The following is a 15,252-nucleotide window of genomic DNA, read 5'->3' on the forward strand; positions in this document are numbered from 1 at the left end:
AAAGCGATAAATGATTATTCGCTTTAATTAGACATTCTATCATCTCAACTATTTATTTTCAACTACTTCTTCTTGTACATTTGGAAGTAATATTAGTAGTAATATAACTGTAATCATGGTGCCCGCTGCTAAAGATATGAGAAACCCCCACCAATTGGTCATCAAAAATAAAACAAGTATACCGCCATGAGGTGCAGAGAGTGTTGTTCCAAATAAAGGAATAAATGCTCCCGCTAATGCACTACCAATAATTATTGCTGGCATTACTTTTTTAGGGTTTTCTGCAGAAAAAGGAATTGCTCCTTCTGTCATAAAAGATAATCCCATCATCCAATTTTTCTTGGCTAATTGATTTTGTTCATATTTGAACTTTCTTTTATTGATTAAAGTTAATAATGCAATACTTAAAGGTGGAACCATACCGCTTGCCATAATTGATGCCATTATCATTGTCGAGCGACCTTGTGATATTGAAACGATTCCAATGAAAAATGCAATCTTATTAATAGGCCCTCCCATATCGATTGCCATCATGATTCCAAAGATCAATCCAAATAATATGGCATAAATCAAATCAAGTTGAATTAATATTTGTTCTATATCTCTAAATATTTGTGAAAAGCTCATATTGAATAATAACATGAAGAAAGCAACTAATAAAGTTGATAACAAAGGAATAATAACCATTGTTGATAATCCCTTTAGGGTATTCGGTATATTTTTAAATAAAACGAGAATATACTTAGTCAAGTATCCAGCAATAAAGCCAGCTACTAATGCACCAATCATTCCAGTTGCATAAACAGCTAAACCACCACCTACTAACCCCGGTACAATTCCCGGTTTATTTGCAATTGAATATGCAATAAAACCCGCAAACACAGGTAAAACTAAAATATACATCCATTGAGTTGCTTGATTTAAGACATTAATCATTTCATTTAACAAACTGTTTTGGATATTTAAACTGTCTAATTTCAAAAATAAAAACATAAAAATACTCGCAACAACCAATAAAGGTATAATCGGAGAAATCCCACTCATCATATGTTTATGCATTTTTTGATTCAATTTGATCATCTCAATTCTTTATGTTTATTATATTTTACCACAGTGTCAATTTAGTTTTTATTCATAAAAACCAAAATAAAATTGTTTTATACCTTTAAACGTTGTATTATATATATGAATAAAACATTGTTAGGAGACAAAATATGCATAATAAAAAAAGGAATGGTGCAGTTTTACTGTTCATCTTGTTATTTTCGTTTTGGATGATCATCGCATCTGATTTTCATTTCATGGAGATTTTCACAGGTTTACTGGCTTCTTTAATGATTGTTTTATATAATTTCGACATGGTTTTTCACAAAGATGAAGCTACATCCTTACGACCAAAATCGTTTTGGGCTTTTTTTATTTTATTTTTCATACTGTTAAAAGAAATTGTTGTCGCTAACTTTCATGTGGCTAAAATTGTGTTAAGCCCTAAAATGAATATTGAACCTGGATTTAAAAAAATTAGACAACCTTTGAAAAAAGATTTTAATCGTGCATTATTTGGAAATGCAATTACTTTAACTCCAGGGACTCTAACTGTTGATATGAATGATGAAGAAATCATTGTTCACGGTTTAGAAATAGGACATATAGAAGATTTAGAAGGTAGTGCTTTACAAAAAGCATTTATTCATCTTGAGGAGGCAAATCATGATTGATATACTCGTTATCACTTGTGCTGTTGTTTTGGTTTTAATGTCTTTTGTTGCTTTATATAGAGCATTTAAGGGTCCAACGGCTGCAGACCGTATTGTTGCGATTAATATTATTGCAACTAAAGTGACGACAATTATTGTTTTAATCGCTTTAGTTACAAAACAAAGCTCTTATGTCAACGTTGCATTAATTTATGCAATGATTGGTTTTTTGGCAACAATTGGTGTTGCTAAATATCTTTTAAAAGGAAGGTTGGATTGATATGTTAGAAATCATTCGTGATGTTTTTGTTGCAATCTTTCTTTTAGGCGGTTTATTCTTTTATTTCGTAGGTGTCGTTGGGTTGATTAGAATGCCTGATGTTTTTTGTAGAATGCACGCGACTACAAAATGCGACACAATGGGTGCAGGATTAATGTTTATCGGTATGATGATATGGCAAGGTGCTACTTTTGTTTCCTTAAACATCTTAATTATTATTGTTTTCATATGGTTAACCAATCCTACTGCTGCACATTATATTGCTAAATGTGAATACATCAACCGTCATTTGACCGTTGATGAAAACAAATAGGAGGCTAACATATGCAAATACTTAATGTTATCATCATTATATTTTTAATTGTGTGTGCAATCTCTGTTGAACGTACAAAAGATTTACTTAGTGCAGTTATTATTTTCTCTGCATATTCTTTAATGATGTCCGTATTATGGTTAATTTTAAAAACACCAGATGTCGCATTAACTGAGGCAGTAATTGGTGCTGGTGTTACATCATTATTGTTTATCGCAGTGATTAGTAAGACTGAGAGGTATGAAAAATGAAAAAGATATTAACTTATACAATGTTTACCCTCTTATTCTTAATTTTAGTCATTAATATTTTAATGATGCCTGGTGATCGGGGCGTCAACTCACCTTCATATAATGATACTGTTCATCATTACTTAAATGAATCTGTTAACGAGACTGGTGCAACCAACATTGTAGCTGCTATTCTAGCCGATTACAGAGCATTTGACACATTAGGCGAAACCATTGTTCTCTTTACTTCTATTGTTGCTGTAGCGTCAATTTTAAAGCCTGCAAAAGCAGACGATATGATCAAGGAGGAAGACAATGAATGATATTATTGTCAAGTCTATAACTAGAATTATTGTTCCCTTTGTTCAGATATATGGAATATTCATTATTATACATGGTCACGTGTCTCCAGGTGGTGGTTTTTCTGGTGGTGCATTAATCGGTTCAAGTATCGTTTTATATACTTTAGTTTTTGGATTAGAAAAAGGAAAGAAAAAGTTCTCACATCGTGCATCAGAATTTGCTGAGAGTGGTGGTATTTTCATTTATATGATGATCGGTATCATCGGAATCTTTTTAGCGGGATCTTTTTTAACAAACATTGAAGCTGGTTTTCCAATCGGTGAGCCTGGTCAACTCCTATCAGCTGGTATGATTCCTTTATTAATGATTGGTATAGGAATTAAGGTTGCTTCTACCATCATAACTTTATTCCATATTTTGATTGAGGAAGACACCTTATGAACATATTAAATTTATTATTAGACCATATTAATTACATCGGTGCAGTTGCATTATTTATTATTGGATTGCATACTGTAGTTACCCATAGAAATTTGATCAAGCGTATTCTTGGTGTCAATATCATGGGCACAAGTGTCTTTTTGTTTTTTATTGCAATTGGAAATGTTGCTTTAGGGCAACCACCAATTATTATTGAAACTGGAGAAAATGTTATTTATATTAATCCATTACCATCAGTACTAATATTAACTGGGATCGTTGTCGTGGTGTCTATGACCGTTTATTCTTTATCTTTAATCATTAGAATTTATCAAACATACGGAACCATCGATCAAGAAGAAATTGTACGCATACAAAATGAGGAGAATACCTATGATTGAACAACTACCTATTATTAATCTACTCTTATTGTTAAGTGCTGCGCTAGCAATTCCACTATTTAAAAAACGTGCATTTACCTTAACGCTTGTATTGGGGCTTATTGTATTACTTTTGGTATTCGCTTCTTCAGTAGTTTTATTAGTTCATGTCAACTCAAATGGTGCCTTTTATTATCGATTCGGTAATTACACAGGTTTTATTGGGATAGAACTTTTAATTGATTCTTTTTCTGTTTTCTTTACAACATTTATTTTGTTTTTAACAATACTGATTTACATATACTCATGTGGTGATGCAACTGATGGTATTCATGAAAAAGAATATGGAAGATATTATATCTTGCTCTTTATCCTTCTATTTTCAATGTTTGGTATTATTTATACAAACGATTTATTCAATACATATGTATTCATGGAAATTCTTGCGATTACGACATGTAGTATTATTTCAATTAAACGTAAAAAAGAAAACTATACAGCATCATTTCGTTATGTGATGCTCAATGAGATAGGATCATTATCTTATTTATTTGGTGTTGCTTTACTCTATATGATTACAGGTTATACAAATGTTGAGCTCGTCTCTACAACTTTGAAAGATATATGGCATATTTATCCATCTAATATCATAATCGCAATCGGTTTTATGGTCGTTGGTATTGGAATTAAGGCTGCCATATTTCCTTTTCATATTTGGTTACCTGATGCACACTCACATGCTCCGAGTTCATCAAGTGCGATTTTATCTGCAATCGTCGTTAAAGTTTATTTATTAATCATGGTAAAAGTTTTATTTAGAGTCTTTGGAGTTGATATATTACAAGCTCTTAACTTACCATTAATATTGATGATCATTGCTGGATTTGGTATGATTATGGGTTCTTTCTTTGCACTAGCTCAAAAAGATGTTAAGCGCATGCTTGGATATTCATCAGTTGCCCAAATTGGTTATATCGTTTTGGGTATTGGATTAATGACTTATTTAGGATTAACCGCTGCATTTTTCCATATTATTTCTCATGGACTGATGAAAGCTGCATTATTCTTATGCGTTGGGGCAATTATCTATTATAAGAAAATTAGAAATGTTGACCAATTCGATGGGATTGCTTATAAAATGCCATTAACTTTAGTGGTCTTTAGCATTGCTGCTTTAGGTATGATTGGTATACCTTTAACGAGCGGTTTTATTTCAAAGCTTAATTTAGGGGTTGCTGCATTAGCATCGGGTCAAATTGTCTTTATCGTTATTATTGTTATAAGCGGTTTACTCAATGCAATGTATTATTTACCCATAATGATTTCTGCATTCCTTAAGGGTAAAAAGGGGGAAGGGTCATCAGGCATTGAAAAGATTCCAAAAACCATGTTGTTTCCTATTTTGATTCTTGGGGCATTGATTTTGTTTTTAGGTATTTATCCAAGTATTATTGCTGGATTATTAGAAGCTGCAGCTAACACATTGATGTAGGGGAGTATGATGATGACCACAAGTGACCGTCCAATCAAAGGTAAATTCTTAGATCATTTCACATGGAAGTCTTCTGGACTTGTTTTACTCATGTTCGTAATGTTGATTGCTTTTATTGGCATAACAAGTAATTGGTTTGGAATCTATGATTGGATTTCTAGTTTCGAGCGATTTAATACTTTCTTTACTACTTTTACACACTTATCTGTTTTTCCATTAGTGATGATTTCAATTCCATTAATTGGTGGATTTATACAATTAGCTTATCGTAAAAGTGCAGGACACAAACGTGATTGGGTGGTTATATTTATGACTTTCTTAACCATTCCGTTAACGATGATGATGTATCCTGCAGCTTTAGAAGGTGGTATAGTTTTAGATATTCCATATTTTATGAGTTTGGGCATTAGCTTTGACGTAGATATGTTAGGTTTTACCATGTTAATGATTACATCCATTATTTGGTTTATCGTTATGGTTTACGCACACGAATATATGAAAAAAGAAATCCATAATAACAGGTTCTTCTTTTTCATGGCTGTAACCTATAGTTCTGTTTTAGGCACAATTATGGCAGGCGATTTATTAACGATGTTTTTATTTTTTGAAGTGATGACAATTTCTTCTTATGTATTGGTAACTCACACGCAACGAGAAGAATCGTATGCAGCTGGTTATAATTATATTTTTATGGGTCTTATTGGTGGATTTTCAATCTTAGTTGCGTTACTGTTGATGTATTTCAATATTGGTGATTTAAGTTTTAAAACAGCGATTGCTGAACTTAACCAGATAGGTTCTGTTAAATATTGGATCATGGGATTATTAGTCTTAGGCTTTGGGATTAAGGCGGGTATGGCACCGGTTCATGTTTGGTTACCAAGAGCACATCCAGTAGCACCAACTCCTGCTAGCGCACTACTTTCTGGTATTATGATTAAAGTTGGTGCATTTGGCGTTTTAAGAGTTGCTATTAGTTACTTCTTTCCAGCTAAGGATTCAGTAACGAGTTATGAGGATCCTATTTGGTTAACATCTCAAAATATCGGAGCAACGATTATCTGGTTGGGTATCATCACGATGGCTATTGGGGTTTTCCTTGCGTTGCAACAATCGAATATAAAAAAAATGTTGGCTTATCATTCGATTAGCCAAATGGGTTATATTGTGGTGGGTATTGGAGTTGCTTTATATTTAGGATATCGCGGAGCGATGGGATACTCGGGTGCTTTATACCATATTATAAATCATGCTTTATTTAAGTCTTTATTGTTTATGGTTGCCGGTGTTGTTTACTATCACACGAAAGAGCAAGATATGTATAAGCTTGGTGGCTTATGGAGAAAATTGCCATTAACCACAACCGTTTGTTTAATCGCAAGTTTAGGTATAAGTGGCATCCCTTTATTTAATGGATTCGTTTCCAAATCGATTTTGCACCATGGAATTGTTGAGGCATATCAATACGGTCATTCATCATTTTTCTATGCTGAGTTAATCTTTATAGTTGTTAGTGCTGGAACGGTTTGCTCATTTATTAAAATGAACTATTATGTGTTCTTTGGTAAAATGCCAGAACAATACAAACGTATTAAACCTGAATATAATTGTTTAGATACTTCAATGGTTGCGATTGCAATTCTTATCATTTTGATTGGATTGAATCCGAGTTATATATTGAATAAGTGGATTATGCCACAATTAAATCAAGCAACCTTCGATCCATACTTCATTAACTCTTACATTGTTGGTTTAAAATTCTTTACGGGTTCTGAGTTTTTGATGACACTTATTGTTGTGGGGTTAGGATTCTTAATTTTCATTTTTGGAACGAAATTTCATTGGTTCCATTTGAAGCTTCCGAATTGGTTAAGGATTGAATATATATTCTTCTATCCCGCAAACTTCATGATGAGAAGAGCATGTAAGTTAATGTATGGTGATCAATGCCCAATTGATCAAGGACCTTTATCTACATTAGCGCTTAAACACAATGAAAATGTTGGATTCTTAGAAAGATTTGTTACGATGACAAATGTATTTAATCGAAGATATGAGACGAGTATTATCAAAAGCGACGCATTTATTTATACAAGTTTCATTACTGCAATATTTATATTTATGATGATATTCAATTACATCTAATACAATAAGATTAAAGAAAAAACCTTCACTGAAGGTTTTTATTTATTTAATAATTGGACGATATACTTTCTAGCATCTAAGATGGTATGTCTCGTATTAGTTTCGATTATCTCTTTATTTTTAAATCTCTCTTTAGATATATAAATATCTGAAGCAATAATAACCCCAATGCTATTATCTATGTCTTGCTGTGTTAATTCATTTTCAACACCTATAGCACCATTTGTTTCTACTTTGATTTCTACATTTAATCCTTTAGCTGCTAATAGTAAAGCTTCTGCTGCCATATAAGTGTGAGCAATGCCTGTAGGACATGCTGTCACAGCAACTATTTTTTTCATGAATTAGTCCTCATCAATCGTATTTAAAATACTCATGATTTGTTCTTCGTTGCTCGATATCATTAAAGCATATCTAAAATGTTCATCCATAAGTTTTCTTGATAATTTGGCTAGAATCTTTAAATGGAGATCAGCTCCATCTTCTGGTATCGCAATCAAGAAGAATATTTGTGCTTTTCTTTGATCTAAACTTTCGAAATCAATTCCACTTTGACTTTTTCCAAAAACCAAGGCTGGTTGTTTAACATGCTTTGATTTAGCATGCGGAATGGCTATGCCATAACCGATGCCTGTCGTTATTTCTTTTTCTCTACTCATTACATCTTTTAAAAATCCATTAACATTTGATAAACGATCTTCTTGATCTAAAATATCTATAAGTTCTTTGATGACTGATTCTTTATCTTGTGAATCTAAGTCTAAACAGATTAAGTTGTTGTTAATTAACTCTTTGACTTTCATATGTTCAGCTCCTTTATCGTAGTCAGTATTAAATATTTTTCAATATCTTCTTGATTGGCCAATCCTTTTTTAAATGCTGTAGCTGTTGCTGCTGCAACTGCGTATTGATATGCTTTGTGGTCATTTATAGTTTGTAGATGTTGATAAATAAAACCTGCGACCATTGAATCTCCAGAACCGATACTACTTATAGAGATTCCTTTGATTGGATTTGCTTGATATATTTTGTCTTCAGTTATCAATAGTGATCCCTCAGCGCTAAATGATATAAGCACCTTTTTTGCACCTTTTTTGATGAGTTCCTTACCATAATGAACGATTTCATCAATTGTCTTTATTTGAGTATTGAAGTATGTACTGAGTTCATTAAGGTTAGGTTTAACTAGTATAGGTTGATAGGATAAAAACTGGTCGTAATAGACGCCTGGAGTATCCATAATAAATGAAACATTATTCTTCTGACATATTCCAGCTATTTCTTGATATGCATTGGGTATCCCTTTAGGTAAACTACCGCTGCAAATCAGTGTGTCATTTGAAGAAAGTTGTTTGATGATGTCAGTAAATGCTTTCCATTCAATGTCCGAAATGTCTGGGCCAAGTGAATTCAACTCTGTTTCATTTGAATGATCTTTGATTTTTACATTAATTCTAGTTTCTCCATTGATTTCAATGAAACGATATTGATGAATATCAATTTCACGCAGTTGTTTCTTAATAAAATCGCCTGTAAATCCTCCAATAAATCCAATAGGGATACTTTCAACACCTAAATGCTTGAGAACTAGGGAGACATTAATACCTTTGCCTCCAATTAAAAATTGAGTATGATCTGTTCGATTGAGTTTGCCTATATTTACTTTGTCAACTTCGATATGATAATCTATTGCAGGATTTAATGTACATGTATAAATCATGTCGATACCTCTTTTTTAATTTTTACTATCTTTAGGATATCATTTATTAGGTGATTTTTAAAATAATTAACAAAAAATGATCGGTTAAGATCATTTTTCGTTTTCATTATGATTCATCTTGATCTTTTAGAATTTCTTCTAATTTTTTAACGGCATCGTATCGTTCAAAGAGCACTTCTGGTTTACCTAAAGTTTGTGCTTCATAATTTCCGAAAGTACTTAATGATTCAAAACTTAAATCAGTAACACCGATTTGTTTAGCAATACGATTTGATGTATTTGGAATAAAGGGTTGTAGTAATATAGCAACAAATCTTATCGTTTCTAATAACTGATATAAAACATGGTCTAGCACTTCTTGTTTATCTTCTTTTTTAAATAGAGCCCATGGTTCAGATACATCAATATATTTATTTGCACTTCGTGCTAACTTAACAATCTCCTCTAGTGCATCACTGACTTTCAGTTCATCCATAAAATTTCTCATTTGTGGTAATGCCTCTAAAGCCTTTTCTTTAAGACTTAACTCAAATGGTTCCTCTAAAATAACTTTTTTAACGACACCTTGGCGATACTTGTGTGCCATTCCAATGGTACGATTAACAAGATTACCAATCGTATTGGCGAGGTCACTATTGTTTCTTTCAATAAGAAGTTCATAAGTAATGTTTCCGTCTTGTGCAAAAGGGATTTCATGTAGCACATAATAACGTACTGTATCAACTCCAAAATATCTAACAAGATCATCTGTATACATAACGTTACCGATTGATTTACTCATCTTTCCTTTGTTAACTAAAATCCATGGATGACCAAAAACTTGTTTTGGCAATTCTAGACCTAAAGCCATTAAGATGATAGGCCAATAGATCGTATGGAATCTTAAAATATCTTTACCAATTAAATGGACATCTGCAGGCCAGTATTTTTTAAATTCTGGTGATAGAGCTTGATCTGGATGATAATCTAGACCTGTAATATAATTACTTAAAGCATCAATCCAAACATAAACAATATGCCCTTCATCAAATTCAACAGGGATGCCCCAGTTAAATGATGTTCTAGATACTGATAAATCAGGTAATGGTTCTTTTAAGAAATTTTGAATCATTTCATTTCTTCTAGACTCAGGTTCAATAAATTCTGGGTTATCTTGGATGTGTTTGACTAAACGTTCTTGATATTTAGATAATTTTAAGAAGTATGCAGCTTCTTTAGTCCATACTGGAGTATCACCATTTGCTGTCTTTCCATCAATTATATCTTTTTCTAAAATAAACGCTTCTTCAGATACGGAATACCAACCTTCATACTCTCCTAAGTAAATATCACCTTGGTCATATAGTTTTTTAAAGATGGCTTGAACGGATTGAACATGTCGTTCATCGGTAGTTCTAACAAATTGATCGTAACTGATATCAACTTTGTCATAGATACGTTTGATTTCTGATGCGATATGGTCAACATAAGCTTTTGGTGATAGTTCATTATCTTTAGCTCTGCTTTCAATTTTTTGTCCGTGTTCGTCGGTTCCTGTTTGAAAGAAAACGTCATAACCTTCTAGTCTTTTAAATCTAACAATTGCGTCAGCCAAAATAGCCTCATATACGTTCCCGATGTGAGGTATAGCAGATGCATATGCAATTGCAGTTGTTAAATAATATTTTTTTTCCATAGTGAATCACTCCTTATCAAAATAAAAATCGACCTTAAAAAATTCTAAGGACGACATAATCGCGGTACCACCTTAGTTCTAGCAATGCTAGCACTCTACTCCTTAACGCGGAATACGTTTTAGCCTACATATCAGCCAAAAGGCTCGAAAATCATGTTCACCATATGAAGGGTTCATTTACACCATCCATGAACTCTCTTTTGCTCACTTCAATAGGGTTACTCTTTTTCTCATTGCCTATGATAATCTTATTATATTATAAATCAAGAAAAAATCAAGAACTTTATGAATCTATTTTGATTGCTTTATAGACTTCACTTTTTTTGATGTTGCGTTCCTGTGCGACAATTTTCATTGCATCTTTTTCTGTATGTCCTAGTTTTATGTATTCTTGTACATGCTCTTCAATCGTTAAGTCAAAGTGTGTTTGAATATTATGATTCCCTTCAATGATAATCACATATTCACCTTTGGGATTATGATCCATTGAAACGGCCTTATCAAGCGTTGTCCTGATAATTGTTTCAAACGTTTTAGTAAGTTCTCTAGAAAGAGTTATATTTCTATTTCCTAAAATACTATAGATTGTGTTGAGCGTTTTTTGAATCCGCATCGGTGATTCATAAATGATTACGGTTTCTTTTCGATTTTGATAAGATTCAATCATTTTTTTCATGTCTGATGGTTTCCGTGGAAGGAATCCTATAAAAGTAAATGGTTGAATGATTAGTCCAGATATAACAAGTGCTGCAAGAATTGCACTGGGTCCAGGAATGGAGACAGCATGAAATCCAGAATCAATAACTGCTTTTATGATTTCATAACCAGGATCACTAATACCTGGCGTTCCTGCATCGCTGATTAATGCGAGATTTTTTCCTTCATGTAGTAAATCAATGACTTTGTTTTCTTGTGCTTCTTTGTTAAATTCATGATAACTCATCATTGGTTTTTTGATTTGATAATGGTTGAGCAATACCCCTGAAGTTCTTGTATCTTCTGCAAGGATGATGTCAACATCATTCAAAACTTCAATCGCACGATAGGAAATATCTCCCAAGTTTCCGATTGGTGTTGCCACAACATATAAAGTTGGTTTATCTTCTTTAAAACTTTTTTGCATTAGTGGGTAACAATCCTTTTCGCACGTTCTCTTAAGTCTCTTTCGTTGTAAACAAGACGCATTAATTGCTTTTTCTTTATCTCGTCAATTTCAAATCTTTTTCTGATGTCTTCTAAAAAATGATGTTCTAGTGTGTTATAAAAATCATCAGACATTCCGACTTTTAATAAGTTTAGATAAACAATGTTCTTTACGGTTTTGTTTTCACTACCGAAAAAAGTTATGGTTTCTTCTAAATCTTTGCTGAGAGCAAAATGATATTCTTCTACAATACCTTCTCCAACTTCAGCAAGCATCATGTTGAGCAACCTTTTTTCTAAAGCTGTAGGCTCTCCATCTATAGAAACCATATGCATGGCTAAATCAAGAAACTTCAATTTTTCTTTTCTGTTGAGTTGACTAAGCAACATGTTATTTACCTCCGTTGATTTTATTCATTTCATCGGTGAATATATGTTTCTCCTTGTATAAAACAAGTGGTGCTTCTATAATTGACTCTGGTTGTCCATTTTTAATTGCATGAATCAAAACATGATTTGCCTTATGATCGATATATGGATGAACAAATCGAACACGTTTAATTTCAAGTTGATATTTTTGCATGATTGAAACAATTTCTGCAAATCTATTGGGTCGATGAATCATGAAAAAATGTCCAGCAAACTTGAGTGTTTTGGAAACTGTTGAGACAAGTTCTTCTAAATTTATTAAGACCTCATGTCTTGCGATTGTCTCATCATCATTATCATTAATATTTGATGTTTCGGTGACTTTGAAAAAGGGTGGATTACTAACAATGCAATCAACGTTTTTCATTTTAAGTGTCTTGATATCTTGATTTAAACAAAATAACTGGTTTTGTAAATGATTTAACTCAACGTTTTTTAACGCTTGAAGATATCGATCTTCCTGAACTTCAACACCAATAATTTTGGCTTTTGTTTTGGTTGACAGATACAACATTAACGCTCCAACTCCGGTTCCTAAATCTAAAACAGTTTTTGATTTTGCTGGAACTTTAATAAAGTCTGCTAGTAAAACAGTATCTAAGTTGAAAGCCTGATTTGATTTTTGATCAATCCACAAATCTGTCCCAAGTAATGTTCTTAACATAATTATTCTTTAACGATATCCTTTAATTTTACCCATTCGGTGAGACCATCTTCTGCATATCTTATTTTTAGTTTTTGGGCGATGATATTTAAATCAATGACATTGCCATATCCTTTTTCAGTTTGGATTTTTTCATTGATGTCAGGCATGATTTCTTTTAATTCGGTATATACATCATCTTCATATTTAATGCAGCATAATAGTTTACCGCAGACACCTGATATTTTTTGTGGGTTTAATGCGATGTTTTGATTTTTTGCCATCTTTATAGATACTGGGTCAAACTCACCTATAAAAGTTGTACAGCATAGAATTAATCCACATGGTCCAATGCCACCAATCATTTTGGCTGCATCTCTAGGTCCTATTTGTCTTAACTCAATTCTTGTATGATAAACTTCTGATAAATCTCTGACCAAATTTCTAAAATCTACTCTATTTTCAGATTCAAAATATATGAGAAGTCTTTTGCGATCTAGTGTGTATTCAGCACCTAGAACTTTTATTTCCAACTCATTTTGAATAGCAAGTTGTTTCGCTTTATCGACAACTCCGGGTTCTAGTGTTTGATTATATTCTTCTTCCTTAATATCATCTTGAGTTGCACGTCTTATAATCGGTTTTAATTCACTTGCTAAATCTGCCTCATCTATCTCTTTAAATGAGTATACTCTTCCGATTTCGATGCCTCGTGTTGTCTCAACAACCACTTGGTCCTGCTCTTCTATGGTCAATTCTCCGTAGGAGAAATAATACTTTTTACCTGCTTCTTTAAATTGTACTAAAGCAACTTTCATAAACTCACCTCTTCTTTTCTAATATGTTTGATAGCTGATCCAATGCGAGTTCCAAATTAATGTAGTAAGTTTGTTTTTCCATGATTGATTGTATTTCTTCAATAATTTCATTGATTTCATTGACTTGCATGGAATTACTTTGAACTTGAATTTGATCTCTTAAAAATTGATACGTGATTTCTTGATGCGCTTTATAGTGCACCAAATCTAGAAAATATAACAAGAGAAGTTCCAAAAAACTTTTGAAAAAATCTCTATCTTGTGTTAAAAATCCCGCTTTATTAGAGAAATAAATGGGAAATGATGTTTCTTTATCTGGCCATAGATTAACAATATCTTCAATGAATGTGACCATTTCAATGAAGTTCGGATTTTCGGATAAAGCAATTGCTTCATCGATATTTTTGGTTAAATATGGAGCTAGAATTGCAAGTTTGTCGTCTATTCCAGCTTCAATCAATTCTTTTTCTAAATCTTTTTCATCAATTGATTTCAAATGTATGACTTGACTTCTAGAAATGATTGTACGAATAACATCTTCTATACTTTCTGTTAATAGAAATCCATAAACATTATGATTAGATGGTTCTTCCATAAATTTTAATAAAGAGTTAGCTGCTCCAGTGCCAATACGTTCAATATTCTTGATAACATATATCCTGGGTCCACTAACGAGTGCAGTTTTTGAGAACTCTGCTTGAAGCATTAATATCTGTTCTTTTTTGATGGTCAATCCATCAGGTTCAATAACCATCATGTTGGAAACTTTTTTTTGTGCAATCAATTGCTTGAGGTGTGGGTTGTCTGGTTTGTTTTGATTCAGAATTAAATAAGAAACCTCATCAATTAACTGAGATTTTCCACTGCCTTTCGGACCACTTACTAAATATAAGTGTGCCAATCTATTTTTTAAAATGGTTTGTTTAAAAAAATAGTATGCACGTTTCATAAAGCTTCCTTTATTCTTTGAACAATTTGATTGGTGATGACCTCTATGGGTTGATCACCATTGATTGTAACCATACGCTCTGGATACATTTGAGCTATTTTTAAATAACCTTCTCGGACCATTTCATGAAATATAAATGTTTCTTGATCGAGACGATCATATTTTTCTCGGTTTGATATTCTTGATATCCCTACTTTTGGATCTAAATCTATATAAAATGTAAGGTTAGGCATATTTTGTGTCGCATATTTATTAATACTTAGAACAAAATCAAATCCTAAACCTCTTGCATGTGCTTGATATGCTAGAGAACTATCTAGGTATCGATCACATAATACAATTTTGTTTTGTTTTAATGCTGGAAGGATAACTTCATCTAAATGTTGAGCACGAGATGCAGCCAAAAGAAGCGCCTCTGTATAAGGTGTAACGCCTTTATACTTAGGGTTTAAGATGATATCGCGGATTGCTTCAGCAATCATGCTACCACCTGGTTCTCTCGTGGTAATAACATCATGTAGTTCGCCTAAGATAACCGCTATATCTTTAATTAAAGTTGTCTTACCAGTTCCTTCTCCACCTTCGAATGTGATAAACATGAGACCCTCTCCTCTT

The 15,252-nt window shown here is 32.6% G+C and carries 20 protein-coding genes and 1 other annotated feature; of the genes, 9 read left to right on the forward strand and 11 right to left on the reverse strand.

Annotation, left to right across the window (positions count from 1 at the left end; translation table 11 throughout):
- Positions 1-48: 48 nt before the first annotated feature.
- On the reverse strand, positions 49-1,071 hold the full coding sequence (locus tag QJ521_RS06815; RefSeq protein WP_282839699.1) for a PTS fructose transporter subunit IIC: 1,023 nt from the start codon (positions 1,069-1,071) through the stop codon (positions 49-51).
- A 143-nt stretch (positions 1,072-1,214) separates the two neighbouring features.
- Between QJ521_RS06815 and QJ521_RS06820 the strand changes: the two genes are divergently transcribed.
- From QJ521_RS06820 to QJ521_RS06860, 9 genes are read left to right on the forward strand one after another with little or no spacing between them, the layout of a single operon-like run.
- Positions 1,215-1,718, forward strand: coding sequence for a Na+/H+ antiporter subunit E (locus tag QJ521_RS06820; protein ID WP_282839700.1), 504 nt, complete (start codon positions 1,215-1,217; stop codon positions 1,716-1,718).
- A complete protein-coding gene (locus QJ521_RS06825; RefSeq protein ID WP_282839701.1) occupies positions 1,711-1,977 on the forward strand; it encodes an MrpF/PhaF family protein in 267 nt (88 codons plus the stop codon). The genes QJ521_RS06820 and QJ521_RS06825 overlap by 8 nt, the downstream gene beginning before the upstream one ends.
- Position 1,978: 1 nt before the next feature.
- Entirely contained in the window at positions 1,979-2,290 is a 312-nt protein-coding gene (mnhG, locus tag QJ521_RS06830; RefSeq protein ID WP_282839702.1) for a monovalent cation/H(+) antiporter subunit G, read from the forward strand.
- A gap of 11 nt (positions 2,291-2,301) precedes the next feature.
- A complete protein-coding gene (locus tag QJ521_RS06835) occupies positions 2,302-2,541 on the forward strand; it encodes a hydrogenase subunit MbhD domain-containing protein (protein ID WP_282839703.1) in 240 nt (79 codons plus the stop codon).
- On the forward strand, positions 2,538-2,843 hold the full coding sequence (gene mbhE, locus QJ521_RS06840) for a hydrogen gas-evolving membrane-bound hydrogenase subunit E (protein WP_282839704.1): 306 nt from the start codon (positions 2,538-2,540) through the stop codon (positions 2,841-2,843). The genes QJ521_RS06835 and mbhE overlap by 4 nt, the downstream gene beginning before the upstream one ends.
- Positions 2,836-3,264 carry an MnhB domain-containing protein gene (locus QJ521_RS06845; RefSeq protein ID WP_282839705.1) on the forward strand — a complete coding sequence of 143 codons (429 nt, stop codon included), beginning with the start codon at positions 2,836-2,838 and terminating at the stop codon, positions 3,262-3,264. The genes mbhE and QJ521_RS06845 overlap by 8 nt, the downstream gene beginning before the upstream one ends.
- Positions 3,261-3,644, forward strand: a complete 384-nt coding sequence (locus tag QJ521_RS06850) for a sodium:proton antiporter (protein ID WP_282839706.1) — start codon at positions 3,261-3,263, stop codon at positions 3,642-3,644. The genes QJ521_RS06845 and QJ521_RS06850 overlap by 4 nt, the downstream gene beginning before the upstream one ends.
- On the forward strand, positions 3,637-5,115 hold the full coding sequence (locus QJ521_RS06855; protein WP_282839707.1) for a proton-conducting transporter transmembrane domain-containing protein: 1,479 nt from the start codon (positions 3,637-3,639) through the stop codon (positions 5,113-5,115). Before QJ521_RS06850 ends, QJ521_RS06855 begins: the two co-directional genes overlap by 8 nt.
- Positions 5,116-5,124: 9 nt before the next feature.
- On the forward strand, positions 5,125-7,260 hold the full coding sequence (locus tag QJ521_RS06860; protein ID WP_282839708.1) for a complex I subunit 5 family protein: 2,136 nt from the start codon (positions 5,125-5,127) through the stop codon (positions 7,258-7,260).
- A 38-nt stretch (positions 7,261-7,298) separates the two neighbouring features.
- Here QJ521_RS06860 and QJ521_RS06865 read toward each other — a convergent pair whose 3' ends face one another.
- From QJ521_RS06865 to tmk, 10 genes are all read right to left on the reverse strand, one after another.
- Positions 7,299-7,601 carry a PTS fructose transporter subunit IIB gene (locus QJ521_RS06865; protein WP_282839709.1) on the reverse strand — a complete coding sequence of 101 codons (303 nt, stop codon included), beginning with the start codon at positions 7,599-7,601 and terminating at the stop codon, positions 7,299-7,301.
- 3 nt (positions 7,602-7,604) lie between these two features.
- Complete coding sequence (locus tag QJ521_RS06870; protein ID WP_282839710.1) at positions 7,605-8,063, reverse strand: PTS sugar transporter subunit IIA; 459 nt, start codon at positions 8,061-8,063, stop codon at positions 7,605-7,607.
- On the reverse strand, positions 8,060-8,980 hold the full coding sequence (gene pfkB, locus QJ521_RS06875; RefSeq protein ID WP_282839711.1) for a 1-phosphofructokinase: 921 nt from the start codon (positions 8,978-8,980) through the stop codon (positions 8,060-8,062). Before pfkB ends, QJ521_RS06870 begins: the two co-directional genes overlap by 4 nt.
- Positions 8,981-9,086: 106 nt before the next feature.
- The gene (gene metG / locus QJ521_RS06880) at positions 9,087-10,655 is read right to left on the reverse strand and encodes a methionine--tRNA ligase (protein ID WP_282839712.1); all 1,569 of its coding nucleotides are present in this window, start codon (positions 10,653-10,655) and stop codon (positions 9,087-9,089) included.
- 43 nt (positions 10,656-10,698) lie between these two features.
- Positions 10,699-10,898: a binding site (T-box leader), on the reverse strand.
- Positions 10,899-10,938: 40 nt separating this feature from the next.
- Positions 10,939-11,778 (reverse strand): 16S rRNA (cytidine(1402)-2'-O)-methyltransferase, encoded by an 840-nt coding sequence (gene rsmI / locus QJ521_RS06885; RefSeq protein ID WP_282839713.1) that lies wholly within the window; start codon positions 11,776-11,778, stop codon positions 10,939-10,941.
- On the reverse strand, positions 11,778-12,188 hold the full coding sequence (locus tag QJ521_RS06890; RefSeq protein WP_282839714.1) for a hypothetical protein: 411 nt from the start codon (positions 12,186-12,188) through the stop codon (positions 11,778-11,780). The genes rsmI and QJ521_RS06890 overlap by 1 nt, the downstream gene beginning before the upstream one ends.
- Before the next feature lies 1 nt (position 12,189).
- Complete coding sequence (locus tag QJ521_RS06895) at positions 12,190-12,891, reverse strand: tRNA1(Val) (adenine(37)-N6)-methyltransferase (RefSeq protein WP_282839715.1); 702 nt, start codon at positions 12,889-12,891, stop codon at positions 12,190-12,192.
- A 2-nt stretch (positions 12,892-12,893) separates the two neighbouring features.
- On the reverse strand, positions 12,894-13,688 hold the full coding sequence (locus tag QJ521_RS06900; protein ID WP_282839716.1) for a PSP1 domain-containing protein: 795 nt from the start codon (positions 13,686-13,688) through the stop codon (positions 12,894-12,896).
- Positions 13,689-13,692: 4 nt separating this feature from the next.
- Positions 13,693-14,637 carry a hypothetical protein gene (locus QJ521_RS06905; protein ID WP_282839717.1) on the reverse strand — a complete coding sequence of 315 codons (945 nt, stop codon included), beginning with the start codon at positions 14,635-14,637 and terminating at the stop codon, positions 13,693-13,695.
- Positions 14,634-15,236, reverse strand: coding sequence for a dTMP kinase (gene tmk, locus QJ521_RS06910; RefSeq protein ID WP_282839718.1), 603 nt, complete (start codon positions 15,234-15,236; stop codon positions 14,634-14,636). Before tmk ends, QJ521_RS06905 begins: the two co-directional genes overlap by 4 nt.
- Positions 15,237-15,252: the final 16 nt, after the last annotated feature.

The organism is Peloplasma aerotolerans (assembly GCF_030012175.1).
GTDB classification, from domain to species: domain Bacteria; phylum Bacillota_I; class Bacilli_A; order Acholeplasmatales; family Acholeplasmataceae; genus Peloplasma; species Peloplasma aerotolerans.

Excerpts from the sequence above, each read along its gene's own strand:
- QJ521_RS06835 (WP_282839703.1), top strand. The coding sequence starts at position 2,302 with ATGCAAATACTTAATGTTATCATCATTATATTTTTAATTGTGTGTGCA.
- QJ521_RS06825 (WP_282839701.1), top strand. The coding sequence starts at position 1,711 with ATGATTGATATACTCGTTATCACTTGTGCTGTTGTTTTGGTTTTAATG.
- mnhG (WP_282839702.1), top strand. The coding sequence starts at position 1,979 with ATGTTAGAAATCATTCGTGATGTTTTTGTTGCAATCTTTCTTTTAGGC.
- QJ521_RS06895 (WP_282839715.1), bottom strand. The coding sequence starts at position 12,891 with ATGTTAAGAACATTACTTGGGACAGATTTGTGGATTGATCAAAAATCA.
- QJ521_RS06855 (WP_282839707.1), top strand. The coding sequence starts at position 3,637 with ATGATTGAACAACTACCTATTATTAATCTACTCTTATTGTTAAGTGCT.
- QJ521_RS06820 (WP_282839700.1), top strand. The coding sequence starts at position 1,215 with ATGCATAATAAAAAAAGGAATGGTGCAGTTTTACTGTTCATCTTGTTA.
- QJ521_RS06845 (WP_282839705.1), top strand. The coding sequence starts at position 2,836 with ATGAATGATATTATTGTCAAGTCTATAACTAGAATTATTGTTCCCTTT.
- QJ521_RS06865 (WP_282839709.1), bottom strand. The coding sequence starts at position 7,601 with ATGAAAAAAATAGTTGCTGTGACAGCATGTCCTACAGGCATTGCTCAC.
- QJ521_RS06850 (WP_282839706.1), top strand. The coding sequence starts at position 3,261 with ATGAACATATTAAATTTATTATTAGACCATATTAATTACATCGGTGCA.
- QJ521_RS06890 (WP_282839714.1), bottom strand. The coding sequence starts at position 12,188 with ATGTTGCTTAGTCAACTCAACAGAAAAGAAAAATTGAAGTTTCTTGAT.
- rsmI (WP_282839713.1), bottom strand. The coding sequence starts at position 11,778 with ATGCAAAAAAGTTTTAAAGAAGATAAACCAACTTTATATGTTGTGGCA.
- metG (WP_282839712.1), bottom strand. The coding sequence starts at position 10,655 with ATGGAAAAAAAATATTATTTAACAACTGCAATTGCATATGCATCTGCT.
- QJ521_RS06900 (WP_282839716.1), bottom strand. The coding sequence starts at position 13,688 with ATGAAAGTTGCTTTAGTACAATTTAAAGAAGCAGGTAAAAAGTATTAT.
- mbhE (WP_282839704.1), top strand. The coding sequence starts at position 2,538 with ATGAAAAAGATATTAACTTATACAATGTTTACCCTCTTATTCTTAATT.
- tmk (WP_282839718.1), bottom strand. The coding sequence starts at position 15,236 with ATGTTTATCACATTCGAAGGTGGAGAAGGAACTGGTAAGACAACTTTA.
- QJ521_RS06860 (WP_282839708.1), top strand. The coding sequence starts at position 5,125 with ATGATGACCACAAGTGACCGTCCAATCAAAGGTAAATTCTTAGATCAT.
- pfkB (WP_282839711.1), bottom strand. The coding sequence starts at position 8,980 with ATGATTTATACATGTACATTAAATCCTGCAATAGATTATCATATCGAA.
- QJ521_RS06870 (WP_282839710.1), bottom strand. The coding sequence starts at position 8,063 with ATGAAAGTCAAAGAGTTAATTAACAACAACTTAATCTGTTTAGACTTA.
- QJ521_RS06905 (WP_282839717.1), bottom strand. The coding sequence starts at position 14,637 with ATGAAACGTGCATACTATTTTTTTAAACAAACCATTTTAAAAAATAGA.